The 24614-nt window shown below is 64.1% G+C and carries 20 protein-coding genes and 1 pseudogene; 4 read left to right on the plus strand and 17 right to left on the minus strand.

Annotated elements, in window-relative coordinates:
• Positions 1-127: 127 nt before the first annotated feature.
• Positions 128-1879, minus strand: coding sequence for a flavin monoamine oxidase family protein (locus tag LOY67_RS26235; protein WP_265065058.1), 1752 nt, complete (start codon positions 1877-1879; stop codon positions 128-130).
• A gap of 211 nt (positions 1880-2090) precedes the next feature.
• Here LOY67_RS26235 and LOY67_RS26240 point away from each other — a divergent pair, with 211 nt between their 5' ends.
• Together LOY67_RS26240 and LOY67_RS26245 are read left to right on the plus strand one after the other, a co-directional pair.
• Complete coding sequence (locus LOY67_RS26240; protein ID WP_265065059.1) at positions 2091-3497, plus strand: adenosylmethionine--8-amino-7-oxononanoate transaminase; 1407 nt, start codon at positions 2091-2093, stop codon at positions 3495-3497.
• Positions 3498-3695: 198 nt separating this feature from the next.
• Positions 3696-4406, plus strand: a pseudogene (locus tag LOY67_RS26245) (16S rRNA (uracil(1498)-N(3))-methyltransferase); the annotation flags it as partial.
• A 135-nt stretch (positions 4407-4541) separates the two neighbouring features.
• Here LOY67_RS26245 and LOY67_RS26250 read toward each other — a convergent pair.
• Positions 4542-5444, minus strand: a complete 903-nt coding sequence (locus tag LOY67_RS26250) for a transporter substrate-binding domain-containing protein (protein ID WP_265065060.1) — start codon at positions 5442-5444, stop codon at positions 4542-4544.
• Between the two features lie 24 nt (positions 5445-5468).
• Positions 5469-6710, minus strand: coding sequence for a D-amino acid dehydrogenase (locus tag LOY67_RS26255; protein WP_265065061.1), 1242 nt, complete (start codon positions 6708-6710; stop codon positions 5469-5471).
• A 105-nt stretch (positions 6711-6815) separates the two neighbouring features.
• On the opposite strand from LOY67_RS26255, the gene LOY67_RS26260 reads away from it, so the two are divergent.
• Positions 6816-7733 carry a LysR family transcriptional regulator gene (locus tag LOY67_RS26260; protein ID WP_265065062.1) on the plus strand — a complete coding sequence of 306 codons (918 nt, stop codon included), beginning with the start codon at positions 6816-6818 and terminating at the stop codon, positions 7731-7733.
• On the opposite strand, the gene trhA is transcribed toward LOY67_RS26260, so the two are convergent.
• Positions 7730-8347 carry a PAQR family membrane homeostasis protein TrhA gene (gene trhA, locus LOY67_RS26265; protein WP_041021146.1) on the minus strand — a complete coding sequence of 206 codons (618 nt, stop codon included), beginning with the start codon at positions 8345-8347 and terminating at the stop codon, positions 7730-7732. The genes LOY67_RS26260 and trhA overlap by 4 nt on opposite strands.
• 160 nt (positions 8348-8507) lie before the next feature.
• On the opposite strand from trhA, the gene LOY67_RS26270 reads away from it, so the two are divergent.
• Positions 8508-9428, plus strand: coding sequence for a LysR substrate-binding domain-containing protein (locus tag LOY67_RS26270; protein ID WP_258628886.1), 921 nt, complete (start codon positions 8508-8510; stop codon positions 9426-9428).
• Positions 9429-9536: 108 nt separating this feature from the next.
• Here LOY67_RS26270 and madM read toward each other — a convergent pair whose 3' ends face one another.
• The 13 genes from madM to LOY67_RS26335 all read right to left on the minus strand — a co-directional run bounded on the left by madM (position 9537) and on the right by LOY67_RS26335 (position 24606).
• Positions 9537-10301 carry a malonate transporter subunit MadM gene (madM, locus tag LOY67_RS26275; protein WP_265065063.1) on the minus strand — a complete coding sequence of 255 codons (765 nt, stop codon included), beginning with the start codon at positions 10299-10301 and terminating at the stop codon, positions 9537-9539.
• A gap of 1 nt (position 10302) precedes the next feature.
• A complete protein-coding gene (madL, locus tag LOY67_RS26280; RefSeq protein WP_265065064.1) occupies positions 10303-10719 on the minus strand; it encodes a malonate transporter subunit MadL in 417 nt (138 codons plus the stop codon).
• Between the two features lie 64 nt (positions 10720-10783).
• Positions 10784-11704, minus strand: a complete 921-nt coding sequence (gene mdcH, locus LOY67_RS26285; RefSeq protein ID WP_265065065.1) for a malonate decarboxylase subunit epsilon — start codon at positions 11702-11704, stop codon at positions 10784-10786.
• On the minus strand, positions 11701-12324 hold the full coding sequence (locus LOY67_RS26290) for a malonate decarboxylase holo-ACP synthase (RefSeq protein ID WP_265065066.1): 624 nt from the start codon (positions 12322-12324) through the stop codon (positions 11701-11703). Before LOY67_RS26290 ends, mdcH begins: the two co-directional genes overlap by 4 nt.
• The gene (mdcE, locus tag LOY67_RS26295) at positions 12318-13121 is read right to left on the minus strand and encodes a biotin-independent malonate decarboxylase subunit gamma (protein WP_265065067.1); all 804 of its coding nucleotides are present in this window, start codon (positions 13119-13121) and stop codon (positions 12318-12320) included. Before mdcE ends, LOY67_RS26290 begins: the two co-directional genes overlap by 7 nt.
• Positions 13118-13969, minus strand: coding sequence for a biotin-independent malonate decarboxylase subunit beta (locus LOY67_RS26300; protein WP_265065068.1), 852 nt, complete (start codon positions 13967-13969; stop codon positions 13118-13120). The genes mdcE and LOY67_RS26300 overlap by 4 nt, the downstream gene beginning before the upstream one ends.
• A complete protein-coding gene (locus LOY67_RS26305) occupies positions 13962-14261 on the minus strand; it encodes a malonate decarboxylase subunit delta (protein WP_003206454.1) in 300 nt (99 codons plus the stop codon). The genes LOY67_RS26300 and LOY67_RS26305 overlap by 8 nt, the downstream gene beginning before the upstream one ends.
• Positions 14261-15136, minus strand: coding sequence for a triphosphoribosyl-dephospho-CoA synthase (locus tag LOY67_RS26310; RefSeq protein WP_265065069.1), 876 nt, complete (start codon positions 15134-15136; stop codon positions 14261-14263). Before LOY67_RS26310 ends, LOY67_RS26305 begins: the two co-directional genes overlap by 1 nt.
• Positions 15136-16806, minus strand: coding sequence for a malonate decarboxylase subunit alpha (gene mdcA, locus LOY67_RS26315; RefSeq protein ID WP_265065070.1), 1671 nt, complete (start codon positions 16804-16806; stop codon positions 15136-15138). The genes LOY67_RS26310 and mdcA overlap by 1 nt, the downstream gene beginning before the upstream one ends.
• 290 nt (positions 16807-17096) lie before the next feature.
• Positions 17097-17522 carry a hypothetical protein gene (locus tag LOY67_RS26320; protein WP_265065071.1) on the minus strand — a complete coding sequence of 142 codons (426 nt, stop codon included), beginning with the start codon at positions 17520-17522 and terminating at the stop codon, positions 17097-17099.
• Positions 17485-18114, minus strand: coding sequence for a nucleotidyltransferase domain-containing protein (locus LOY67_RS26325; RefSeq protein ID WP_265065072.1), 630 nt, complete (start codon positions 18112-18114; stop codon positions 17485-17487). Before LOY67_RS26325 ends, LOY67_RS26320 begins: the two co-directional genes overlap by 38 nt.
• Before the next feature lie 92 nt (positions 18115-18206).
• Complete coding sequence (locus LOY67_RS26330) at positions 18207-18668, minus strand: chemotaxis protein CheW (RefSeq protein WP_265065073.1); 462 nt, start codon at positions 18666-18668, stop codon at positions 18207-18209.
• A complete protein-coding gene (locus LOY67_RS26335) occupies positions 18661-24606 on the minus strand; it encodes an Hpt domain-containing protein (RefSeq protein WP_265065074.1) in 5946 nt (1981 codons plus the stop codon). The genes LOY67_RS26330 and LOY67_RS26335 overlap by 8 nt, the downstream gene beginning before the upstream one ends.
• Between the last annotated feature and the right edge of the window lie 8 nt (positions 24607-24614).

Below are 24614 nucleotides of genomic sequence, written 5' to 3' on the forward strand. Positions count from 1 at the left end.
CCCACATTGGATGGCGATGTCTGGTAGAACATGACCTCTTGTGGGAGCGAGCTTGCTCGCGATAGGCGGACAGACAGGCAAAAAAAAGCGCGGCTGATACGCCGCGCTTTTTTATCACCCGAGCCTTTTACTGAGCCTTGGTCTCAGTCGTCGCCGGCGTTGTTGCGGCCGGTTTCTTCACCGGCGTTGCTTTCTTCACTGGGGCTTTCTTGGCTGGAGTCTTCGCCGCAGGCTTTTTAGCGGCCGGCTTGGCGACCGTTTTTTTCGCCGGTTCAACCTTCGCCGGGGCTGCAGGGGCCGGCGGTTCTACCGAAACTGGCGCGGGAGCGGGAGCAGGCGCCGGTGCTGGCGGAGTGACCGGTTCGGGTGCCTTGACCGGCTCTGGCTTCTTCTCGTCATCCGAACCACCAAACAGGTTGCTGAAGAAGTTGCCTTTCTTCGCCGCCACCGCACCCGCGGCAGCCGCCGTTGCGGCCGGTACGACCTTGGCCGGTTCGAACGACTTGCCCGCCGCCAGGTCCTGTACCTGGCTGGCCGCCCGCTGACCGCTGCGCAACGCGCCTTCCAGGGTGCCCGGGTACAAGGCGTCAGTGTGTTCGCCGGCAAAGGCTACACGCTGCAATGGTTTTTCCCACAGCCGCCAGTACTTGCTGATCTGGCCCGGACCAAAGGCCAGGTACGAACCGCCCATGGACGGGTCGGTGCTGTAGCGGCGGATTTCGTAACCGGTGAAGGCCCCACGGGCCTGTGGATAGAACGCGTGCAGGCGGATCAGCACCTGGTCGACCATCTGCTTGTCGCCAAAAGCCTGCATCACCCGGGCATTGTCGCCCGAGAGGTTGATGATCACATTGGCACCGCCCTTCAGGGCCGGCTCGATCCACATCATGCCCAGGCCGGTGTTGCTGAAAATCTCACCCGACATGCGCGCCTTGCTGTCCCAGACCGGGGTCTTGAACTTGAGCATGATCTGGTCGCGCCAGCCATAGTTGGTGCCCTTGATCGCGCCAAGGTGCTGGGCGTCCAGGGCCGGGGTCAGCTGGATCTTGTTCAGGGCGCGCAGCGGCACGGCCAGCACCACGTAATCGGCCTGGTAGCCGACACTGCCGACCTTGACGGTCACGCCGTCCTTGTCCTGGGAAATGGCCGACACCGGAGAATCGGTCTTGATGGTTTTCAGCTGCTTGAGGAAAGCCTGGGCCAGCACCTGGCTGCCGCCGAGCAGGCGCGAAGCCCGCAGGTCACGGTCGGAGACGCCGCGATTGACGCGGTTCTGCTGTGCGAAATACAGCAGCGACAGCCGCGAAGGCTCGTCATAACGGGTACGAATCTCCTGATTCACCAGTTGCCGTGCGGTGGCCGGCAGTTGCAGGCGATCGAGCCAGGCGGACACGGTCATCTGGTCCAGTGCGTGCAACGTACTGGTGGCCGTCGGATTCAGCGGGTCTTCGATGGAGCGCGCCAGATCGTCCAGGGTGGTTTCGTAGCGCTTGATGGCTTCGGCGGTGGCCGGCTGCTTGGCGACCAGATCCGCGGCGGTGAAGTAGGTGCCGTCGATCAGGTAGCTGGGAGTGCGCACGAACTCGGGTGCCGGAGTGGTGCCCAGCTTGAAGGTCGAGACGTATTTGTTCAGCACCGGCTGAGTCTTTTCATTGCCGATCCATTCACTGGTGGCCATGCCCGAACGACCGCCCACGCTGGGCTTGGCTTCCAGCAGGGTCACCGCCCAGCCCTTGTTCTGCAACTCATAGGCCGCCGTGAGCCCCGCCAGACCGCCACCGATGACGATGGCCGTCGGTTGCTTGTCCTTCGCCAGCGCCGTAACGCTGAACAGCCCTATCACCACCAGCGCACAAGCGCGCAGCCAACCAGCAGACATTCAGCGAACTCCGGAATAAAACAGGAAAAATTTCAGTTTTCGGACCAGGCGGCCCTGAGAACCGCGAAGAATACGTCAGCCATCAAAACGCCGCCAGCGACGTCTATCGCCTCGCTACAACGACAATGGGTTGTCCCCGGGGCCGCCATTGCATAGGCTTGCCCGATTGTTTTGCCCGCGCCCGCCGCGAGCCGCCTCGAGGAGACTGTAGATGGGCCTGAATAACCAGTGGATGCAACGCGACCTCGCGGTGCTGTGGCATCCCTGCACCCAGATGAAAGACCACGAACAACTGCCACTGATCCCCATCAAGCGCGGTGAGGGCGTGTGGCTGGAAGACTTCGAAGGCAAGCGTTACCTCGACGCCGTCAGCTCCTGGTGGGTCAACGTGTTCGGCCACGCCAACCCACGCATCAACCAGCGGATCAAGGACCAGGTCGACCAGTTGGAGCACGTGATCCTCGCCGGTTTCAGCCATCAGCCCGTGATCGAGCTGTCCGAGCGCCTGGTGAAGATGACGCCGGAAGGCCTGACACGGTGCTTCTACGCCGATAACGGCTCGTCCTGCATCGAAGTGGCGATGAAGATGAGTTTTCATTACTGGGTCAACCGCGGTCGACCCGACAAGAAGCGCTTCGTCACCCTGAGCAATAGCTACCACGGCGAAACCATCGCGGCGATGTCGGTGGGCGACGTGCCGCTGTTCACCGAAACCTACAAGGCATTGCTGCTGGACACCCTCAAGGTGCCGAGCCCCGACTGCTACCATCGTCCCGAGGGCATGGGCTGGGAGGAGCACTCGCGCACGATGTTCGCCGCCATGGAACAGACCCTCGCCGAACATCACGCCACCGTGGCGGCGGTGATCGTCGAGCCGCTGATCCAGGGCGCCGGCGGCATGCGCATGTACCATCCGGTGTACCTGAAGCTGCTGCGCGAAGCCTGCGACCGCTATGGCGTGCACCTGATCCATGACGAAATCGCCGTCGGCTTCGGCCGTACCGGGACGATGTTCGCCTGCGAGCAGGCCGGCATCACGCCGGACTTCCTCTGCCTGTCCAAGGCCCTGACCGGCGGTTACCTGCCGCTGGCGGCGTGCCTGACCACCGATGAGGTCTACAGCGCGTTCTACGACGACTACCCGACCCTGCGCGCCTTCCTGCATTCCCACAGCTACACCGGTAACCCGCTGGCCTGTGCGGCGGCCCTGGCGACGCTGGATATCTTCGAAGAAGACCACGTCATCGAAAACAACAAGGCGCTGGCCCAGCGCATGGCGAGCGCCACCGCGCACCTGGCCGATCACCCGAACGTGGCCGAAGTGCGCCAGACCGGCATGGTGCTGGCCATCGAGATGGTCAAGGACAAGGCGAGCAAGACCGCCTATCCCTGGCAGGAGCGCCGCGGCCTGAGCGTGTTCCAGCACGCCCTGGAGCGCGGTGCGTTGCTGCGGCCGCTGGGCAGCGTGGTGTATTTCCTGCCGCCCTATGTCATCACTCCGGAGCAGATCGATTTCCTCGCCGAAGTCGCCAGCGAAGGTATCGATATCGCCACGCGGGACACGGTCAGCGTGGCGGTGCCGAAGGACTTTCATCCGGGCTACCGTGATCCGGGCTGAAACCCCGATGCTCCAGTTGGAACACTGTTGTGGCGAGGGGATTTATCCCCGCTGGGCTGCGGAGCAGTCCTAAAAACAGACACTTCGGTGTTTCAGGCAAATTGCGCCGGCTGCATTTGGGTCTGCTTCGCAGCCCAACGGGGATAAATCCCCTCGCCACAAAAGCACATTGCACCGTTAATTTTTCAGAGATTCGAAATGAGACTGTCCCGCTTCTTCATCGACGCCCCCCTGAGCCTCGGCGACCACGAGTTGCCCGAAGCCCAGGCCCACTACATCGGCCGTGTGCTGCGCATGGCCGAGGGCGATGCGGTGCAGGTGTTCGACGGCTCCGGCCAGGAATTTCGCGGTACCCTGGCCGAAGTCGGCAAAAAGCGCGTGCGGGTGCAGTTGGACGAGCAATTCGCCGGCCAGGTGGAATCGCCGTTGCGCATCCACCTCGGCCAGGGACTGTCCCGGGGCGAGCGCATGGATTGGGCCATCCAGAAAGCCACAGAACTGGGCGTCAGCGAGATCACACCGATTTTCAGCGAACGCTGCGAAGTGCGCCTCAAGGACGAGCGCGCCGACAAACGCCTGCTGCATTGGCGTCAGGTAGCAATCAGCGCCTGTGAGCAGTGCGGGCGCTCGACCGTGCCGGTGATCCACCCGCCGTTGCTGCTGGCCGACTGGCTGAAGCAGACCGACGCGCAGCTGAAACTGGTGCTGCACCCGGTGGCCGAACCACTGGTCAGCCATGCCCGGCCCTCGACGCTGGCGTTCCTGATCGGCCCCGAGGGCGGTTTGTCCGATGCCGAAGTCGAACAAGCCAGGAGCGCCGGTTATCACGCCGCCCGCCTCGGCCCCCGGGTGCTGCGTACCGAAACCGCGCCGGTGGTGGCGCTGGCGGTGGCACAGCAGTTGTGGGGGATTTCTAGATCCGCTGAAGTCTTACTTGTGGGAGCGAGCCTGCTCGCGATAGCGGTGTATCAGTCAACCACCTGCTGATTGACACGCCGCCTTCGCGAGCAGGCTCGCTCCCACAATGGTTGTTGGTGATGCCGGTTATTGCACCGGATCGCTCACCGGCCTGGCGATAATCGCCCTCAACTCGCTGGTCATCGGGAACTCCAGGTTCAGGCCCTTGGGTAGGATCGGTTTCTGGAACCAGCGCTCATAGATAGCGTTGATCTCACCTGACTTGTACAGATCCCCCAGCGTCTCGTTGACCAGCGCCAGGAACTGCGGATCGTCCTTGCGCACCATGCAGCTGTAGATTTCCCGCGATTGCTCCTCGCCCACCACGACCCAGTTATGTGGGTCGCGGGCCTTGGCCCGTTCGCCATAGAGCAGCGCATCGTCCATGTAGAACGCCGCCGCCCGGCCGGTCTCGAGCATCTGGAACGCTTCGCCGTGGTCCTTGGCGCTGATGACGGACATATCGGCCTTGTTGTCCTGGTTGTAGCTTTTCAGGAAACGTTCGTTGGTGGTACCGGCGGTGGTCACCACGTTCTTGCCGCGCAGGTCGGCGAAGCTGTGGATGCCACTGTCCCTGGCCGTCAGCAACTGGCCTTTCACGTAGATGAAACCGTAGGAAAACGCCACTTGCTTCTGCCGCTCGGCCGTCACCCCGGTGGAGCCACACTCCAGGTCGACGGTGCCGTTCTGCACCAGCGGGATGCGGGTCTGGGAAGTGACCAGGTTGTACTTCACCTCCAGTTGCGGCAGCGCCAGCTGGGTCTTGATCCGTTCGACGATTTTGTTTGCCAGGTCCACCGAGTAACCCATCGGTTTGCCGCTGCTGTCACCTATATAGGAAAACGGCACCGACGCGTCGCGATACCCCAGGGTGATGCCATGGGTGCTGGCGATTTTTTCCAGCGTGCCGGCCGGAGCCGCTTGCGTGGCGTGGACAGGGGCGCTCAACAACAGGCTCAGGGTGCAGCCGATCAACGTGATTTTCTGCATTGTTATTCTCCGTTGCGGGTGGGGTCAGGCGGCGCGGGGCGCAAGGCCCTGCAAATCAATGGACGGTGTACGCTGGCGGATCAGTTCGCTGAGCAAGCGACCACTGCCACACGCCAGGGTGAAGCCCAGCGCGCCATGGCCGAGGTTGAGCCACAGGTTGCGATAACGAGTGGCGCCGATCAGCGGCACGCCACTGGGGGTGGCCGGGCGCATGCCGGCCCATTCGACGGCGTGTTCGTAATCCCCGGCCAAGGGAAAGGTGTCCCGGGCCTGGCGCCGGATCAGGGCCAGGCGCCGCGGATCCGGCGTCGGGTCGAAGCCGACGATATCCACCATCGCCGCCACCCGCAAATGTTCGCCGATTCGCGCATAGACGATCTTGCGGTCATAGTCGGTGATGCTCAGGTCCGGTGCCCGATGCGCTGCGCCAATAGGCACGGTCAGGCTGTAACCCTTGAGCGGATACAGCGGCATCCGCACCCCCGGCAATGCCAGGGCGGCGCTGCGGTGACCGGCGGCAATCACCAGGTTGTCCACCGGCAAGCGCTGCCCGCCCAGCGCAATGGCGTGCACTTGCCCATTGGTATGGCAAATGCCGGTCACCCTCTGCCCCAACAAGAATTCGCAGCGCCCCGAAGCCTGCAGGCGAGCGGCCAGTTGTTGGCAGAAAGCGTGGCAATCAGCGACCTCCTCGTCTGGCGTGTAGATCCCGCCCACAAATGGCACGCCCGCCAGCGCCGGCTCCAGGCTCGCGCATTCGGCGGACCCGAGCACCTGCTGGTGCACGTTGTCCGTCAGTCGTTGCCGGGCGTGTTGGAAATGGGTGGCGTCACGAAATGTCACCAGCTTGCCGTTGCGTCGCCAGCCAAAGCCCTCGAGGCGATCGTCTTCGCGCCAGCCCTGCAGGGTGGCCTGGCTCAGCAGCGCCAGGCGTAACAGATGAGCGCTGTTGCGCCGGTTGATCGATGTCCGGCACGCCGCAATGAACGCAGCCATCCAGCGCCACTGGGCCGGGTCCAGGCGGGGTCGCAACCTGAGTGGCGAATCCCCGCGCAACATCCAGCCGAGTGCCTGCCAGGGCACTCCGGCATCAGCCAGGGGGGCGACGTAGCGATAGGACAACTGGCCGCCATTGGCAAAACTGGTTTCGCTGCCCAGCGCGTCCCTGGCCTCCACCAGCGTCACGTCGACGCCGTCGCGAACCAGCGCATAAGCCGTCGCCAACCCGACCACGCCACCGCCGATGATGCACACCCGTTGCCCCATGTCCGCCTCGCATCCGTTTCCAATAGGCTGAGGTTAGGGGCAGGTGACAGCGTCGGAACAATGAATAAAGATGGGGCACCTATAAACAAAGGTTATGGGCTCGCCATGCGCCTTCGTCACATCGAGATTTTCCAGGCCATACGCCAGGCCGGTTCCATCAGCGGCGCCGCGCAGTTGCTGCACGTCTCCCAACCGGCGGTGACCAAGGTACTGCAGCACGCCGAGCAGCAGCTGGGATTTGCCCTGTTCCTGCGGGTGCGCGGCAAGTTGCAGGCCACTCCCGAAGCCCTGGAGCTGGAGCGTGAGGTCGACAAGGTCAGCGAAAGCCTGCAAGGCGTCCGGCGACTGGCCCAGAGCCTGCGCCGCGAGCCCGGTCACAACCTGCGCATCGGCGCGACCCCGGCCCTGGCCCTGTCGCTGCTGCCGGCGGCCATTCATCAATGGACAAGGCGCCACCCGGACATTGTCTGTGAACTGTCCAGCGCCCACAGCCGTGAATTGGTGCAGAACCTGTTGATGCGCGAGATCGACGTTGCCCTGACCTTGCAGCCACCCGATCACCCGGGGCTCAAGGCCCAGGCCCTGGCCAGCGGCGTGCTGGTGGCGCTGGCGCCGAAGGGGCACTGGAGCGACGCTGCCGTGGGTAAACCGATGTCGTTGCAGGAACTGGCCGGCGCGCCCCTGATCGGCCTGTCCAGCGCCGACCCGCTCTCGGCCAGGCTGGACGGCTATCTCGAAGCCGTGGCGCCACCGCCACGCATCAGCATCGCCGTGCAGACCTATTCCCTGGCCCGGGCCATGGTGGAGTCCGGTGCCGGCATGGCGGTGATCGACCCGTTCACGGCCCTCGGTGCCTCGAAGACCTGCACGGCGATCCGACCGTTGTCGCCACCACTGCCCATCTCGCTTTACGCCGTGACCCGGGCCAATGAAGCGCCCGCGCATACCCTGGGTGCCCTGCTGGAAATTTTTGCCAATCAGGCCCAGGAGCAACTGGATCGGCTGTTCACTGCTGTCAGTTAAAGGACATAGAACAGAATCGCCACGAAGTGCAGCAGGCTGCCGGCGATCACAAACAGGTGCCAGATTCCGTGGGCATGGCGCAGCCGTTTATCGAGGGCGAAGAAGATAATGCCCACGGTGTACAACACGCCGCCCGAAGCCAGCCAGGCAAACCCGGTGCTGCCCAGGGCCGCCAGCAGCGGCTTGACCGCCACCAGCACGATCCAGCCCATCACGGCATAGATCACGATCGACAGGATCCGCGCTTCGGAGCGCGGCTTGATCTCTTGCAGGATGCCGATCAGCGCCAGCCCCCAGACGATCCCGAACAACGTCCAGCCCCACGGCCCGCGCAGGGTCACCAGGCAGAATGGCGTGTAGCTGCCGGCGATCAGCAGGTAGATCGAAAAATGATCGACCTTTTGCATGATCGCTTTTTTGCGCCCGCGCACGCTGTGGTAAACGGTCGAGGCGCTGTACAGCACCAGCAGGGTAAACCCGTAGATCGCCACGCTGACGATCTTCCATGGGTCGCCGGTCAGCCCGGCAAGCACCACCAGCCACACCCCACCGATAAACGCCGCGATCGCCCCCACCAGGTGGGTCCATGCATTGAGTCGTTCCCCGTGATACATCGATTCTTGACCCTCCATGACGAAACAGCCGCCAAGGCTCAGGCCTTCGGCGCAAAAGTGCAATGGTTTGCTGTGCGTTGCGATCCCCTCGCCACAGTAAATCTCCTCGCTACCAAATTCATTGAGGCACAATCGGATGACACGAATAAGAGCCCGCCCCATGTTGATCGACGAAGAATTGACCCTGAAGAAACTCGAGGTGTTCCTGGCCTTCATGCGCACCGGCAACCTGGCGCGGGCGGCGGCGGAGTTGCAGACCAGCAACGTCAGCGTGCACCGGGCCATTCATTCGCTGGAAAGCGCCCTGCGCTGCCCGCTGTTCAAGCACGAGGGCCGCAACCTCACACCGCTGGAAAGCGCCTATGTGCTGGAGGAGCGAGCGCAGAAGTTGATCCAGGACGTGGTCGAAAGCGTGCGCCTGACCCGCGAAGCCGCCGGGTTCTCCGCCGAGCGCTTCAAGCTGGGGTCGCTGTACTCGCTGACGGTCAAGACCGTGCCGCAGCTGATCATGGGCCTGAAAATCCGCCGCAGCGAACTCAACATCGACCTGATCATGGGCTCGAACATCGACCTGTTGTACAAGCTCAAGAACATGGAAGTCGATGCGATCCTGGTGTCCCTGGACGACAGCGTCAACGACCCGGACTGCGAGCAGATCGCGCTGTTTTCCGACGACATCTTCCTCGCCACGCCGGCCGACTCACCGTTTGCCCAGCGCAGCGAAGTCGACCTGGCCGAAGTCCGCGACGAAACGTTCATCACCCTGACCCAGGGCTTCGCCACACATCAGGACGGGATCCGAGTATTCCGCCAGGCGGGGTTCGAGCCGAAGGTGGCGATGCAGGTCAACGACATCTTCACCCTGCTGAGCATGGTCAGCTCCGGGGTGGGTTATGCCTTGCTGCCGGGCAGGATTGCGGCGGTGTACGAGAACCGGGTGAAGCTGATCCCGTTGCAGGAAAAGTATCGCCTGCAACAGCACATCGGCGTGGTGTTCCTCAAGGCCAAGGAGCGCGATCCGAACCTGCTGGCGTTGCTTGCCGAGTGCCGGATGTATGCCAATCGCCAAGCCATCCCATGATCGTCCCCACGCTCTGCGTGGGAATGCAGCCCGGGACGCTCCGCGTCCCAAAAGCATGACGCGGAGCGTCAAAAAAGGCATTCCCACGCAGAGCGTGGGAACGATCAATCAGCCGACAATCCCGCGAACAATGAAGTACAGCAACGACGGCCCAAGCAAACAGCCCAGTCCGGTATGGAAGGTCGCCGTCAACGCACCATAGGGCACCAGTCGCCGATCCGTCGCGGCCAGGCCTGCTGTCACGCCACTCACTGTTCCGGCGAGCCCGCCGAACACCATGGCCGAGCGTGGGTTATCCAGGCCCATCCAGCGCGCCGCCACGGGCGTGCAGACCATCACGATGATCGCCTTGATCAACCCGGTGGCAATCGACAATGCCATGACATCGGACGTGGCGCCAATCGCCGCACCGGTCACCGGCCCGACGATATAGGTCACGGCGCCAGCGCCGATGGTGGTCATGCTCACCGCATCGCGATAACCGAACATCCAGGCCACGCTCGCGCCGACAATGAATGGCAAGATCGTGCCCAGCAACAACGCAATGACGCCGATCATCCCGGCCTTCTTCGCCTCGGTGGCCTGCACCTCGAACGCCGTGGCGACGATGGCGAAGTCCCGCAGCATCGCGCCACCCATCAGGCCGATGCCGGAAAACAGCGACAGGTCCGCCAGGCCTTTCTGTCCACCGGTCATGGTGCCGCCCACCCAGGCCAGCACCAGGCCGATGACGATCGCGATCGCCGAGCCATGGATGCGTCCAAACGTCAGGCGCTTGGACAGCACCACCGATACCCACATGATCACGCCCACGAATGCGAACGCGGTGATCAAGCCGTTATGTTCCAGGCCCTTCTCGATGAGATCCCACATGTCAGCGGCCTCCCACTGGGGTGCCGAGCGGCGTCACTTCGGCCGGCTCGTCAGGCAAGGGTTCGCCTTTGTGGGTCCGGCTGATCAGGGCAATGGTCACGCCGCAGAGCAGCACCGAGCCAATCGCGCCCAATACCGCCACCGGACCGCCATGCAAGGCCGTGACGACGTTCTGTTGCGCAGCCATCGCCACCACCACTGGAATGTACATGGCGCCCCAGAAGGCCACGCCCATCTCGCAATCCTTGGTCATGCCGCCGCGCTTTTGCATCCACAAGCGCGCGCAGATCAGCAGGATCATCGCAATGCCGACCCCGCCGACGTTGGATTTCACTCCCAGCAACACACCGAGCATGTCGCCCAGGATCACCCCTGTCAGCGTACAGATCGCCAACAGCGCCACACCGTAAATAATCATTGTCGTAGTCCTCAAAATGCATCGTCGGGATTGTTGTTCTTGTCGTTCGAAGCCTGAGTCGGGTCTAGGGTTGGCGGCGGCCCTCCTCTGCGAGCAACGCCTGCAAGGTGTCGAGCCGGGCGCCGTCGAAGGCAATGACGGTGCCCTGCTCGAACACCCGGCGCGCCAGTCCGGTCAGCACCGCACCGGGTGGCAGTTCGATCTGCAGGCGCACGCCTCGCTCATAGGCACTTTGCACCGTGCCGCGCCAATCGACGACGCGGCACATGTTGAAGGCCAGGTCGTCGCGCAAGGCTTCTGTACTGGTCACCGGCCGGGCGCGGCTGCCGCTGAGATAACCCAACGTGGGGGCTTGCAAGGGTACGTCGGCAAACGACTGGGCCAATGCTCGCGCCGGCGCCTCCAGCAATGGGCAATGGGACGGCACGCTCACCGCCAGGCGACACGCCTTGCCGGCGCCCTGGCTGCGGGCGTGGCTGGCGACGACCGCCATGGCCTCGTCACTGCCGGCGATGACCACCTGATTATCGGCATTGATGTTGGCCAGGTACACCGGCGTCGCGTCGCTGTGCACCTGAGCCAGCAACCCTTCCACGGCAGCGAGGTCCAGGCCGAGGATAGCGGTCATGCCGTAGCCTTGCGGATAGGCCTGCTGCATCAATTCGCCCCGCAGGCTGACCAGCCGCAACCCATCCTCGAACCGCAACGCACCGGCGATCACCGCCGCCGGATACGCGCCGATGGACAGCCCCGCCACGTAGTCCGGCGCAGGCACCTGTTCCAGCAAGCGGCGGGACGCCGCCACGCCGGCGATCAACAGACATAGCTGTACGGCGCGGGTCGATTGCAAGGCCTCGGCGCTGTCCAGTTGCAATACGTCTTCGCCGAGGATATCACTCGCCTCGGCCAGCACCTGCGGCGCCAGGCCATGGAGCATGCCCGCCCGCTGCGCGCCCTGACCGGGGAATACCAGGAGGCTGCTCATGCGACCTGCTCCAGCGACGGCTGCCAGGGATTGCTCACCAGCCGGGCCTGGAGGTCATCCTTGAGCAGGACCCGACGTGACGAGCCCGCCCATTCGCGCAGGGCAACAGCGCCGAATGGGGTCTGCAACTGCATGTCCACAACGCACACCGAGCCATCCAGTTGCGCCAACAAGTGCCTGGCCTGGAGGCGATCCATCGCCTGCGGCGTGCGCAGGATCAAGTCCAGGTCGCTGCGCTCATGCAGGGCCTCGATGCCGCTGGCGAGTTCGAACCCGGCGCTACCGCTGATGCCCCAGGTCCAGCCACTGGCGTCGAGCATCGAGCGCAGGCGGGACAGCGCTTGCAGGGCCGGCAAGTCCCGTTGGCACTCGACGTGGCAAAGGTCTTCCGGATGCACCAGACGCAGGATCGCCGACAACGGCATCGACGTGGCGTACCGCTGCTCCCTTGCCCGCCCCCGCACGCCCACCGCAACCTGCCCCGACGCAGCCAGCGCCCGCCGCACCACCACCGGTTGCCCGAGGCCGAGGGCTTCGACCGCCCACACCGGCGCATCCGCCGGTAACTGCTCCGGGGTCATCCCCCACAGCAGGTCGTGGGCCAGGAAGCTGCTCACCACTGCGCGCTCAGCAACTGGCGAACATGGCTGGATGCGGCCCGATGGGGCGCGCCCAGGCGGCTGCTCAGGTTTCGAGGCGCACCGGCCACAGCGTTGATCGCCTGTTGCAGGCAATCGCTGACCCGGGACAGATCGGCTGCTGACGGCTGTTCGATCTGCTCCACCGACAAGCTTTCCCACAACAGTCCCAGGCTGGCATAACTGTCGATGTCATAGGCCATCGGCGGCACGCTGGCGGCCAGGGCTTCGAGCTCTTCGACGCTGCGCAGGGTCACCCGTGCCGCCGAGGCCTTGCCCATGGCGTGGACCATCACCCCCGGATCGCGCAGCGCAATCAGCCGGTTGGCCTGGTAGCCGTGGGCCAGGAACGCCCCGGACATCGCCTTGCCCACCAGCAGCCCGATCACCGGATGGCCGGCCAATCGCGCACGGGCGTAACTGTCGGCCGCGCCGGCCAGCGCCTGATGGATGCCCAGGGCCTCTTCCCGACGACCATAAGCCTGGCTGGGCACATCGACAATGGCGATCAGCGCACGCTTGCTGGACGCCTCGCGGTCCGCAGCGATGGCCTCGTCCACAGCCTTGGCCAGGCCCCAGCCTTCCAGCAAGCCGACTTCGCCATTGCGAGCGCGGGGGAAGCGGTTCTCGGGATCGGCCACCACCGCCAGCAGGCGCACGGTCTGCCCGCCCAAGCTGGCGTCGGCGACTTTCACCGAAGCGGGCAATCCTGCCAGCGGCCTGGCGCCGCCGCTCAAGGCTTCGAACCAACGCAAGCCTCTCAATGAATACGAAGTCATGGGCGTTCTCCCTGATACAGCTGGCGAACCGCTGCCGGTTCGATCTGCACGTCAGTGTCCAATCGGGCCAGGTGTTGCAGGAACAGCTCGGCCTGACCGCTGCGGTGTTCGGCGGGCACGCCCAGGTGCAACAACTGGCTGACCTGTTGGCGGATCTGCTGCACATCGTCGGCCGCGTAGCGATCCACCAATCCCGTGGCGAAACGCTGCTCACCGCCGGTCAGGCTCCAGATGAACGGGCGATCCCGGGAGTCGTATTCCTCGATTCCGGCCTCCTGCTCGATCACTTGCGGGCCGTTCAGGCCCAACCGCGCCTCCTGGGTCACCAGCAGATAGCTGCACAGCCCAGCGGCGATGGACATGCCGCCAAAGCAGCCGACACTGCCGACCACCACACCGACCACCGGCTGATACTGGCGCAGGTCGACAATGGCCGAATGAATCTCGGCGATGGCCGCCAACCCCAGATTGGCTTCCTGCAAACGCACACCGCCGGTTTCCAGCAGCAGCACCGCACGGGTCGGGATGCCTTTGCGGTTGTCCTCGGCGGCCAGCTCCAGGGCGCCGGCGATCTTCGCCCCACCCACTTCGCCGAGACTGCCGCCCTGGAACGCCCCCTCGATGGCGGCGATCACCACCGGCAGGCCGTCGATGCCGCCTTTGGCGATCACTACGCCGTCGTCGCTTTGCGGCACCACGCCTTGACGCAGCAGCCACGGCGACATGACGCGCTGGAACGGGTCGAGCAGTTCGCGAAACGTACCGTCATCGAGCAAGGCTTTCGCCCGCTGCCGGGCACCGAGTTCGACGAAGCTGTGCTTGTTGAGCAACGCTGCGCTGTCAGTCATGGCCGATCTCCTCGAAGCCTTGCTCCAGGCGCAGACGCACCACGCCGGGGGTGGCGCCGAAATCGTGAATGTCGATGGACAGCGCCGGCGGGGTCTGGCCGTCGAACATCCGGGCGAACAGATGCTGCCAGCGTTGCTCGCTGCCATTGACCGAGGTCTGCACCTGAATGGTCAATTTGCCCGCCAGCCCCGGCTCGATCAGCACCTCCAGGTCGCCCGAGCCGACACAGCCCACCAGCGCCCGCCCCCGTGGCGGCTGCCCGGCGGGGAATTCAAAGGATAAGGTTTCCATCAGCAAACTCCCTGGATGACGCTGTCACCCGACTCGATGCGGTCGATGAACAGGCAAGCCGCGAGCAGATCGGCGGCGCCTCCGGGTGAGGCGTTCAATGCAATCAGTTGTTGGTCCAGCGCGTGCAATCGGCGGCGGCCGTCGAGACTCGCGCTGCCACCGGCATCCAGTACCGCTTGGGCACCGGCCTGCATGGCCTGCAAGCCGGGCTCGCCGGCGCGATAGAGCACGCAGGTGTCCGCCAGTTGGGTCATGATCGCCAGCAAGGCGTCGAGCCGGGCGTTCTGCTCACCATGCCCTTGGGTGCGACTGCGCTTGAGTTGTGGCAATCCACGCTGCACCACCGCCGGGAAGCCAAGTTGCGCTTCTTCCTTTGCGCCGCGTGCGCCGTAGCGTTGGGCCACTTGGGCGCCATGGCTGAAGGGGCTTGGCGCGTAGCGATCTTCAAGCAGCGCCAGGCGTGCGGCGCGCAAAGTGACGGCGCTGGCCGTGCTGGATTCAGGTTCCAGCGCTGCGGCGGCCACCAGCAGGCCCAAGGCCCAGATCGCCCCTCGATGGGTATTCACGCCGCCCGTCGTGGCGAGCATCGCCGCTTCACCTTCACGGCCGATCCGCCCGAGGGCCTCGCGCAACGACAGGCCCACTTCGCCGGACTCGATGGCCGCTTCAGCCATTTCCTTGAAGGCCGGCCATAAGGACAGCGCCGATGCATGCATCAGCCCAAGGTGCAGGTCGGTGTGGGCGCCATTGCCACGGCGGTCCACCAGCGCCGGTTTGGGCGACAGGTCCGCTTCGTCGATCAGTGCGTCCACCGCCAGGTCCGCCAGCCGTTCGGCCAGGCTCAGGGTGTTCGGTTGCAGGTTGAGTGCGTGCATTACCAGCTCCTGAACTTGGCGGGCGGGTTGTAGAGGCCACCGGACCACTCCACCAGGTCGGCCACGCTCTTGGCGGCGAGCAACTCACGGGTGGCGTCGGTGCGGCGGATGCCGAGGTCTTCGGGCAAGGCGATCAGCCCTTCGCGGCGCATGCGGGCGGTATCTTTCGGGTTGTGGCGCAGGCCGATGGCAGTGACCCCGGCAACCGCTGCGATCATCGCCTGGCGCTCTTCCAGGGAGCGGGCCTTGTACAGATAGGCGATGCCCTCTTCGGTCAACAGATGGGTGACGTCGTCGCCGTAGATCATGATCGGCGCCAGGGGCATGCCGGCTTTCTTCGCCACGTCCACCGCATCGAGGGTGTCGACGAACGTCGGTTTGCCGCCCTCCTGGAAGGTCTCGACCATCTGCACCACCAGCTTCTTGCCGCGCTCGAGCAGAGGGGCCTCGCCGTCGCCATGGCGCATGTCGAGCCAGGCCGGGGTGCCGTGGCGGCGACCGCGCGGATCATGGCCCATGTTCGGCGCACCACCGAAACCGGCCAGTCGGCCTCGGGTGACCGTGGAGGAATGACCGTCGCCGTCCACTTGCAAGGTGGCACCGATGAACAGGTCCACCGCGTACTGGCCGGCCAGTTGGCAGACCATGCGGTTGGAGCGCAGTGAGCCATCGCGGCCAGTGAAGAACACGTCCGGCCGGGCGGCGATGTAATGCTCCATGCCCAGTTCGGTGCCGAAGCAATGCACGCTCTCGACCCAGCCGCTTTCGATGGCCGGGATCAACGTCGGGTGCGGATTGAGGGTCCAGTTGCGGCAGATCTTGCCCTTCAGACCGAGGGATTCACCGTAGGTCGGCAGGATCAGCTCGATGGCGGCGGTGTTGAAACCGATGCCGTGGTTGAGGGACTGGACGTTGTGCTTTTCGTAGATCCCACGGATCGCCATCATTGCCATCAGCACGTGCACAGGCTTGATGTGGCGTGGGTCGCGGGTGAACAGCGGCTCGATGTAGAACGGCTTGTCGGCCACCACCACGAAATCCACCCAGGACGCCGGGATGTCCACGCGCGGTAGGTCGCTGACGTCATCCACCAACTGATTGACCTGGACGATGACGATGCCGTCGCTGAAGGCCGCCGGCTCGATCAACGCTGGAGTGTCCTCGGTGCTCGGACCGGTGTAGATGTTGCCGGCGCGGTCAGCCATGAAACCGGCCGAGAGCACCACATTGGGAATCAGGTCCACCACCAGTCGGGCATAGAGTTCGATGTAGGTGTGGATCGCGCCGATTTCCAGCAAGCCGTCTTCCAGCAACTGGCTGATGCGCAGGCTCTGGGTACCGGCGAAGGAAAAATCGAGTTTGCGGGCGATGCCGCGCTCGAACAGGTCCAGGTGCTCGGAGCGGCCGACGCTGGGCATGATCATGTGCAGGTCGTGCAGCTTCGAAGAATCGGCTTTGGCCAGGGAACGCGAGAGAAAATCCGCCTGCTTCTGGTTGTTGCCTTCCAGCACCACACGGTCGCCGGGCTCGATCAGAAGCTGCAACGCCTCGACGATCCGGTCGGTGGGCAACACCACACCATCGACCATGCCCTTCACCTGTTCGAGCCGCCGCTGCTTCTCGCCGCGCCGCCGCGTCCAGCGCGAGTCGGGGGATATTGTTGTTGTCATGACCACTCCACGGGTTCGCTGTCGTGGGGGTTACCTTAGGAGTGATGAGGCGAGGACATCAATCAAGCTGGACGGCGGATCGTTACGCTTGGAGTAATGGTTGAAAATGAATCTGTGTGGGAGCTGGTGTACGCGGTATTCCTGCATGGCGCGAGCCCCTGTGGGAGTGAGCCTGCTCGCGATGGCGGTGCGTCAGCTTGTATCTGTTCTGAATGGGCCGCAGCTATCGCGAGAAGGCTCGCTCCCACCGGGTTTGTAGTTGAGTTCAGATTTTGCGGCTTACGCCAGGATCAGCAAGCGTCCATAAGTCGCCGGACCCGCTCGAGCAGTTCCGCAGCACTCTCGATCAGTTGAATAAGAAGCGCATGATCTTCATCCATATAGCCCTCGTACTCGGCAAGATTGCGCCGCTCATGACAAAGCGCAAATATGCGGACCTGAAGCTTGCTGGCGTCTGCCGTATGAATCAGGCATTGAAAAACCAGATAACGCTTGTCCGAACGATAGCCACTCAAACGCAGTGCCGTAAGCGCCAGAGCATGAGCCGCGTTGTACGCCAGGTCAAAGCGGCTGGCGAATGAAAGAGACAGCGTTTGTGCATCGTTCAGGCGAGCCACTGCCGAGCGCATCAAGCCCTCGCATTCCTGGCGATTAGGCGGTTCGGCCTTGAGGCCGCCACTACGTAACAGATTCTCCAGGTTTTCCTGGTAACCCATCCTTGGACTCCAAAGGGTCTTCACCCAGCAGGTTGATCTTGTCCTGTTGCGCCACTCGCGTCACGAAGCTGTGGCCCGCTGCAAATTTTGCGACCCAGTCCTGAGGCGTGTAGAGCGTAGGGTTGAGAGGACGGCCCAGTTGCTCTTCCAGGGGCATGAGCCGCTCCATCACCTCACTGTAGTGCAGACCCTCGCCGATCAGCATGAGATCTATGTCACTGAATGCGTTTGCCTGGTCTTTGGCGATAGAGCCGTAAACGAACGCCCACCTTAGCTGCCTGGAAAAAGGCTCCAATGCCTGGCGAATCGGCTCGGCCATACCAATGGTTTTTCGAACGATGCCCAACAGTTCAGGGTAAATCGGACAGCGTGCATTGGCCTGGTAATGGGTTTGATTACCCTGACGAGTCATCATCAGAACGCCAGAGCCATGCAAACGCTCTAGCTCACGCATCAGACTGCCCTTGCCCACTTGAGCCCAGCGAGCAATCTCATTGGTGTAGAAACTCTGATCCGGTTTCCCAAACAAAAGACCCAGGATCCGCTGCTGAGTAGCCGTGAAGAGCGCATCACTGAGAGAGAGATAATTCATTAGGAGCAACCACAAGTCCCAAAAAGGGAACGATAAGTCCCTTTTTGGGACTTATCAAGCCTTATTAAGGCATCACAGGGGCTGCGTCTGATTTAGGCTTTTACCAGCCCGGCGGCGATCACCAGTTCTTCCAACGCCAACAGATCCGGCACCTTTGCCACATGCTCGCCCACCTGCACAGCCGCCTGCTCCAGCCCGCACAGCGGCACGTCGACGTAGCTCAACTGGCTATCGAGCTTGTAGGAGCGCGGGATGCCTTGCACCAGCAGGGCGATGAACTTCAGTTGCGCACGGCCGCCCAGGGCGTTGAGTACGACGATACGGGCGCGTTCGCCGATCACGGTTTTCTGGTCGCAGGCCGACTCGAAGCTCAACAACGGGATCTGCCGTTCACGCCAGGTGACCCAACCCAGGAACCACGGCGGGGTGTCCATATCGAAGGTGCCGCTCTGGTAGTCGATCAGCTCGGCCACCGCCACGTTGGGCAGCACCAGGTAGCGGTCGGCCAGGGGCAACAGCAGCCCGGTCAGGTAGCGGGTGCGGTGGTCATGCATGGGTCTTGCTCCAGTGGGCAATGCTCTCGAGCAGCACCGACTCCTGATAGGGTTTGCCCAGGTAGTCGTTGACGCCGATGGCCATGGCCCGGTCGCGGTGTTTCTGGCCGGTGCGGGAGGTGATCATGATGATCGGCAGGTGCGCCAGGCGCGGATCGTTGCGTACTTGCGAAGCGACCTCGAAGCCGTCCATGCGTGGCATCTCGATGTCCAGCAGCATCAGGTCCGGGGTGTGTTCGGCCAGCACGGCCATGGCGTCCACGCCGTCCTTGGCGGTCAGCACGTGCATGCCATGCCGTTCGAGCAAGCGGCTGGTGACCTTGCGCACCGTCACCGAGTCGTCCACCACCAGCACCAGCAACGGCCGCAGATGCTCGCCCTCGCCGTCGGTCAGTACCGGGCCGCGCGGGGCCTGGCTGGGCATGGCGCGGATCGGCGCCAACAGGTCGAGAATCAGCACCACCCGGCCGTCGCCGAGGATGGTCGCGCCGGACAAGCCCTGGACCGCCGAGAATTGCGGGCCGAGGCTCTTGACCACGATCTCCCGGGTTCCGACCGTAGCATCCACCTGCACCGCGATATGCCGTTCGTTGCACTGCATCAGCAACAGCGGCAAGGACTGGTTCTGGCCCAGCAGTTTCGGGCGGGGAGCGGTTTTCAGCAACTCGCCCAGATAGCACAATTCATAGCGCTGCCCGGCGTAGGTGTAGGTCGGTGGATCGAGTTGGTAATAAGCCTCCAGCTCGGCGGGCAGCACCCGCACGATGCTTTCGATGGTGTTCAGCGGGATCGCGTACTGGTCCTCGTGAGACTGCACCATCAGGGCTCGGTTGACCGACACGGTGAAGGGCAAGCGGATACGGAAGTGCACGCCCTGCCCCGGTGTCGAGTCGATGATCATGCTGCCACCCAGTTGCCGGACTTCTTCGTGGACCACGTCCATGCCGACACCGCGCCCGGAGATCTGGGTGATTTTTTCGGCGGTGGAGAACCCCGGTTGCAGGATGAACTGCAGCACGTCGCGGTCGCTGATGTCACTGTCCGGCGCCAGCAGCCCGCGCTTGATCGCCTTGCGCCGCACCGCGTCCAGCGGCACACCAGCACCGTCGTCGCGGATGTCGAAGACGATGTCGCCGCCTTCCCGGGACAAGTCGAGGCTGATCCGTCCACGGGCCGGCTTGCCCGCGGCGATGCGCACGTCGGCCGGCTCCAGGCCATGATCGACGGCGTTGCGCAGCATGTGTTCCAGCGGCGCGGCCATGCGCTCCAGCACGTTGCGATCCATCTCGCCTTCGGCATTATCGACGACGAACTCCACATCCTTGCCCAGCTCCTGCGCCACCTGCCGGACGATGCGCTGGAGCCGCGGCACCATGCGCTCGAACGGCACCATGCGCGTGCGCATCAGGCCTTCTTGGAGCCGGGTGTTGATGCGCCGCTGCTGTTGCAGCAGGTTCTCGGCGTCATGGTTGCTGCGATCCAGGGTTTCCTTGAGATCGAGCAAGTCCGAGGCGGATTCGAACAGCGCCCGGGACAACTGTTGCAGCTGGGAATGACGGTCCATCTCCAGCGGGTCGAACTCTTCGTAGCCCAGGCGCTCGGCCTCCACTTGCTGGCGACTGAGGATCCGCCCCTGGGTTTCGGTGTCCAGGCGTCGCAACTGGTCGCGCATGCGCTCGATGGTGGTTTCCATCTCGCTCAGGGCCACGTGTGCGTCGTTGACCTGCTGTTCGATACGGCCACGGAAGATCGACGTTTCACCGGCGAGGTTCACCAGCTCGTCCAGCAGTTCGGCGGACACCTTGACCATGTCCGCGCCGTCGCTCGATGCGCCTGGCTCGGGCTTGACGGGCGCGGGCGTCGGAGCCGCACTCACGGGCAGCGCCGGGATCACGGTGGGCTCCGGAGCCGTGATGGTTTCGGGCGTTTCGCTGTCCTGCGGGTGATTGACCGCCTGGATCTGCGCAATCAGCCGGTCCGCCGGCGGGCAGGCCAGGCCGGCCCGTACCGCGTCGAGCATGTGGGCCAGGCGGTCATGGCTGCTCTGCAGCAGGACGAACAGCGCCGGAGTCGGTTGCAGCAGGCCTGCGGACAAGCCTTCATAGAGGTTTTCCAGCTCATGGGCCAGGTCGCCAATGGGCCCGATTTCCACCATCCGTGCACCGCCCTTGAGGGTGTGCAGGTCCCGCAGCAGGGTTTCCACTGCCTGGCGATTCGACGGTTCGGCCTGCCAGCGCAGCAAGGCCGCGCCGGAGCTTTCGAGGATGTCGAAGCCTTCTTCGAGGAAGATTTCCAACAGTTCTGGATCATGACCGGCGGCGTCGCCCGGGGTCGAGCCAGAGCCCTCGATAGCGTTCGGCTTGTCCTGACGGAACCGGCGAATGGCGTCGATCAGCGAAACCGGATCGCCCAGCGTCTGGCCCTGCTGCAATTGCCCGAGCAGCAGGTCGAGGCGTTCGTGACTGCCGTTGAGCAGGTGCGCCAGTTCATCGCTGTAGCTGTAGCGGCGATCCACCAGGCCTTCGTAGAGATTTTCCAGTTCCTGGGCCAGATCGCCGATTGGCCGGATATCGGCCATACGTGCGCCACCCTTGAGGGTGTGCAGGTCCCGCTGCAACGAGGACAGCGGCGCCCCGTTGTCCGGGTCGTCCAGCCAGCGGTGCAGGGCCTGGGCCGCGCTTTCCAGGATGTCCTGGGCCTCTTCGAGGAAGATCGAAGTAATGTCGTCGTCCATCGAGGTGTCAGCGGGAACGTCGCGTTCAAGCTCGGCGGTGGCGTGACCCAGCTCGCGGATGCTTAAGGTGCGGCTGCCGTCGCTGCGGATCAGGCCCGTGGCCGACGGGTCGAGACCGGCCTCGAGCAAGGCGTGCAGGGCCTGGATCCGCTCGGGCTGGGGATGCACATGTTGCCCGGCCGCCAACTCGTCGAGCATGTCGATCAGCGCTTCATGGGCACGTTGCGCCTGCTGGAAAAATTCGTCGCTGACCGCCAGGCTGCTTTCTTCCACCGCGCCATAGAGATCGAGCAAGGCTTCACAGAGTTCGTCCACCGGGTGCAGGTCAGCCAGGTGTGCCCCTTCGCCGAGGGTGGTCAATTCATCCAGCAGCGCGCTCAGCTCCTGGCCCTCGCCAGGGTGCTGCTGCCAGCGTTGCAGCAGGCTTTCGGCGTCCAGCAGGATGTCCATGCCCTGGGCCAGGAAATCGTTGATCAGTTGCGGGTCGCGCTTGTTCCGCGAGCCGTTGTCCGAGGTGTCGTTGGCCGCCTGCAGACGCTCGGTCAACAGGGCCTGGGCTCGCTGGATCAAGTCCGCGGCCCCGGGAATCGGCGCCAACGGGTCGCCGTGCAACTGACGCAGGCCCAGGCGCAGCAGGCCCTCGGCTTCCAGCAGGCATTCGACTTCATCCAGGTCGAGGGCAATCAGGTGCACCCGGTATTCCCGGGCCAACTGGTCCATCGCCCCGGCCAGCTCGGCAATCGGCAGCACGCCAGCCATCGATGCGCTGCCCTTGAGGGTGTGCAGGGCACGCTGCAATTCGTCGCTGGCCTGCAAGGGCAGGTGTTCGGCGGCCTGGTCGAGAAAACGGTTGAGGCTGGCGAGATGACCCTGGGCTTCATTGTCGAAGATCTTCAACAACAGCGGGTCGAGGGCAGCCACGTCCCGTTCGTCTTCATCGAGTTCATCATTGCCCTTGGCGAGGGCGTGCGCGCGTGCGGCCAACCGGTCGACATCGTCACGCTGGCGCTGGTGATGGGCAGCAAAATCGGCGACCAGCGCGGGCAGCAGCCGCACCGTGTCGTCCACCAGTTGCAGGACCGCAGTACCCGGCTCGACGCTGCGCTCCAGTACCCGATTGAGCAGGTTCTCCACCGCCCAGGCCAGCTCACCCAGCACCAGTGCCCGGACCATGCGGCCGCTGCCCTTGAGGGTGTGGAAAGCCCGGCGCACTTCGCCCAGGGCGACCTGGTCAGCGGGGTGAGCAGCCCAGCGCGGCAGGTACTCGTGCAGCACCTCCAGCACCTCGCCGGTTTCCTCAAGGAAGACTTCGCGCAACTCGTCGTCGACCGGATGCTCATCCTGCGGGGGCGGCAGCAGGCTGCCCGGCGTGCTCCTGGCCGGCGGGTTGACCGCCGAGACCGGGCTGGCCAGCATGTCGGCGAGGGACTGCACGGTCTGCGGATCATCCAGCTCCTGCAAGTCCTGCATGACCTGGGCTTCGTTGGGGCTGAGCACATCATCGAGCAGCGGCACCCGGGCTTCATCGGGGAAGTAGCCGAGCGCGGCCAGGCTCCGCTCAACCACGTCCAACAACGGTTCACCGGGGGTCTCCGGGTCTTCGCTCAGACGCTCCAGGTAGTATTCGAGACCGGTGATCACGTCAGCCAGATGGTCGAGCTCTTCCCAATCCGGCCGGGCCTGATCCAGCAGCAGGTGGTCGCGGATGAAGCCGTTGCAGGCTTCCACCAGGCCGGCGGCGCGGCTCAAGGGGATCATCGCCAGCGCGCCGCGGACCTGGGTCAGCAAGGTGGGCAGGGTCTGTAATTGCTCGCTGTTCCAGTCGGCGTCGATGTAGTCGACGATCATGTCCTTGGCCTGTTGCAGGCAGGTGTGGGCTTCCTTGATGACGATCTGGTGGATCTGGGTCAGGTCGGTGGTGGGCAGCGGGCTGTCTTCGCGACTTTCAGGTTCGACGGTGCCGATCATGCCGGCCAGGTTGGCCTCGACATAGAGCAAGGCACCGGCGACGTCCATGAGGGTCGCGTCATCAGGCTCGCGCTGGCCCTGGGCGAGGCTCAGCACCACCGCCGACTGATCGATGATGACCTTGCGTGGCTGGCCGAAACCGAGCACCGCCAGGGTATCGGCGATCTGCCGCAGGGGCGCCAGCAGGCTGTCCAGCTCCGAGGCGTGCTGGCGGTCGCTGCGCACGAACAGGTCCAGCCGCTCCTTGACCCGCACCAGCTCCTCGCAGAGCGCGGTGAGCACCGAGCGCATGGCATCGCGGTCAGGCCCGGCCAGACGCGCACGTTCTTCGTCGAGCATGGCGCTGTCGGGCAGCGCGTCGTCCAGTGAGTAGCGTTCTTTCATGATCTGCATTTGCCCGCTGGGGTGTTCGGCCTTGGCAATATAGAACAACAAGCTCTTGAGCAGGTGCGGCGGTGCCGGTTCATTGATACCCGGCATGCCGTGCTCCAACAGGCGCTTGAGCTCCTTGTCGGCTTCCTTGAACAGGCTGCGCAACGCCGGGCTGTTGGCGATGCGTCCGTCGCGCATGCCCTCGACCAGCGCCGAGGCCACCTGCCACAAGGCACTGAGCGGCGCGTCGGCGCAGAGCCCTTCCAGGCGATGGAAGACCTTGGCCAGGTAACCGAGGTGGGTGGCGTCATCCTGCTCGCGCAGCAGACCCACCAGGGCCATTTGCAAGGTCTGGCGCAATTTGCGCAAGGTGCCGGGCAGGTCCGCCGGCTCGAGCCGCTTCAGCACCACGTCGCCGAGGGGCGCGATATCCGGCAGTTCGGGGCTGAACAGACTGGTTTCCGACAACAGGCTCTCGCCCCGGGCACTGCGCAGGTCGTTGATCAAAGGCAAGACCACCAACGGCAGGTCGCGGCGGGCGCTCTGGATGCGGTCCAGGTACATCGGCAACTGGCCCAAGGCCTGGCTCAACAGGCTGATGGCTTCGTCGCGATGGGCGATGCGGTTGTCCTGCAGCGCGCTGCACAGTTGCTCCATTTCTTCGGCCAGCAAGGCCGCGCCATAGAACTCGACCATCTGCAGGCCGCCATGCACCTGATGAATGCAGGCCAGGCATTGCTCAAGGGCATCCACCGCCTGCGGATCATCCACCAGCCGGTTGAGGGCCAGATGGGCCTGCTTCAGCGTTTCGGCAATCTCGCCCTTGACCCATTCCAGGGCCACATAGTCGTGCCGATCACCCATAACCGCTC

Origin of the sequence: Pseudomonas sp. B21-056 (assembly GCF_026016325.1) — a bacterium.
Classification (GTDB): domain Bacteria; phylum Pseudomonadota; class Gammaproteobacteria; order Pseudomonadales; family Pseudomonadaceae; genus Aquipseudomonas.

What these genes read in the sequence shown, in the direction of transcription:
- LOY67_RS26250 (WP_265065060.1), bottom strand. Translation starts at nt 5,444, where the DNA reads ATGCAGAAAATCACGTTGATCGGCTGCACCCTGAGCCTGTTGTTGAGC.
- mdcH (WP_265065065.1), bottom strand. Translation starts at nt 11,704, where the DNA reads ATGAGCAGCCTCCTGGTATTCCCCGGTCAGGGCGCGCAGCGGGCGGGC.
- LOY67_RS26260 (WP_265065062.1), top strand. Translation starts at nt 6,816, where the DNA reads ATGCGCCTTCGTCACATCGAGATTTTCCAGGCCATACGCCAGGCCGGT.
- LOY67_RS26310 (WP_265065069.1), bottom strand. Translation starts at nt 15,136, where the DNA reads ATGCACGCACTCAACCTGCAACCGAACACCCTGAGCCTGGCCGAACGG.
- madL (WP_265065064.1), bottom strand. Translation starts at nt 10,719, where the DNA reads ATGATTATTTACGGTGTGGCGCTGTTGGCGATCTGTACGCTGACAGGG.
- LOY67_RS26305 (WP_003206454.1), bottom strand. Translation starts at nt 14,261, where the DNA reads ATGGAAACCTTATCCTTTGAATTCCCCGCCGGGCAGCCGCCACGGGGG.
- trhA (WP_041021146.1), bottom strand. Translation starts at nt 8,347, where the DNA reads ATGTATCACGGGGAACGACTCAATGCATGGACCCACCTGGTGGGGGCG.
- LOY67_RS26300 (WP_265065068.1), bottom strand. Translation starts at nt 13,969, where the DNA reads ATGACTGACAGCGCAGCGTTGCTCAACAAGCACAGCTTCGTCGAACTC.
- LOY67_RS26255 (WP_265065061.1), bottom strand. Translation starts at nt 6,710, where the DNA reads ATGGGGCAACGGGTGTGCATCATCGGCGGTGGCGTGGTCGGGTTGGCG.
- LOY67_RS26320 (WP_265065071.1), bottom strand. Translation starts at nt 17,522, where the DNA reads ATGGGTTACCAGGAAAACCTGGAGAATCTGTTACGTAGTGGCGGCCTC.
- LOY67_RS26235 (WP_265065058.1), bottom strand. Translation starts at nt 1,879, where the DNA reads ATGTCTGCTGGTTGGCTGCGCGCTTGTGCGCTGGTGGTGATAGGGCTG.
- LOY67_RS26270 (WP_258628886.1), top strand. Translation starts at nt 8,508, where the DNA reads ATGTTGATCGACGAAGAATTGACCCTGAAGAAACTCGAGGTGTTCCTG.
- LOY67_RS26325 (WP_265065072.1), bottom strand. Translation starts at nt 18,114, where the DNA reads ATGAATTATCTCTCTCTCAGTGATGCGCTCTTCACGGCTACTCAGCAG.
- mdcE (WP_265065067.1), bottom strand. Translation starts at nt 13,121, where the DNA reads ATGACTTCGTATTCATTGAGAGGCTTGCGTTGGTTCGAAGCCTTGAGC.
- mdcA (WP_265065070.1), bottom strand. Translation starts at nt 16,806, where the DNA reads ATGACAACAACAATATCCCCCGACTCGCGCTGGACGCGGCGGCGCGGC.
- LOY67_RS26240 (WP_265065059.1), top strand. Translation starts at nt 2,091, where the DNA reads ATGGGCCTGAATAACCAGTGGATGCAACGCGACCTCGCGGTGCTGTGG.
- LOY67_RS26335 (WP_265065074.1), bottom strand. Translation starts at nt 24,606, where the DNA reads ATGGGTGATCGGCACGACTATGTGGCCCTGGAATGGGTCAAGGGCGAG.
- LOY67_RS26330 (WP_265065073.1), bottom strand. Translation starts at nt 18,668, where the DNA reads ATGCATGACCACCGCACCCGCTACCTGACCGGGCTGCTGTTGCCCCTG.
- madM (WP_265065063.1), bottom strand. Translation starts at nt 10,301, where the DNA reads ATGTGGGATCTCATCGAGAAGGGCCTGGAACATAACGGCTTGATCACC.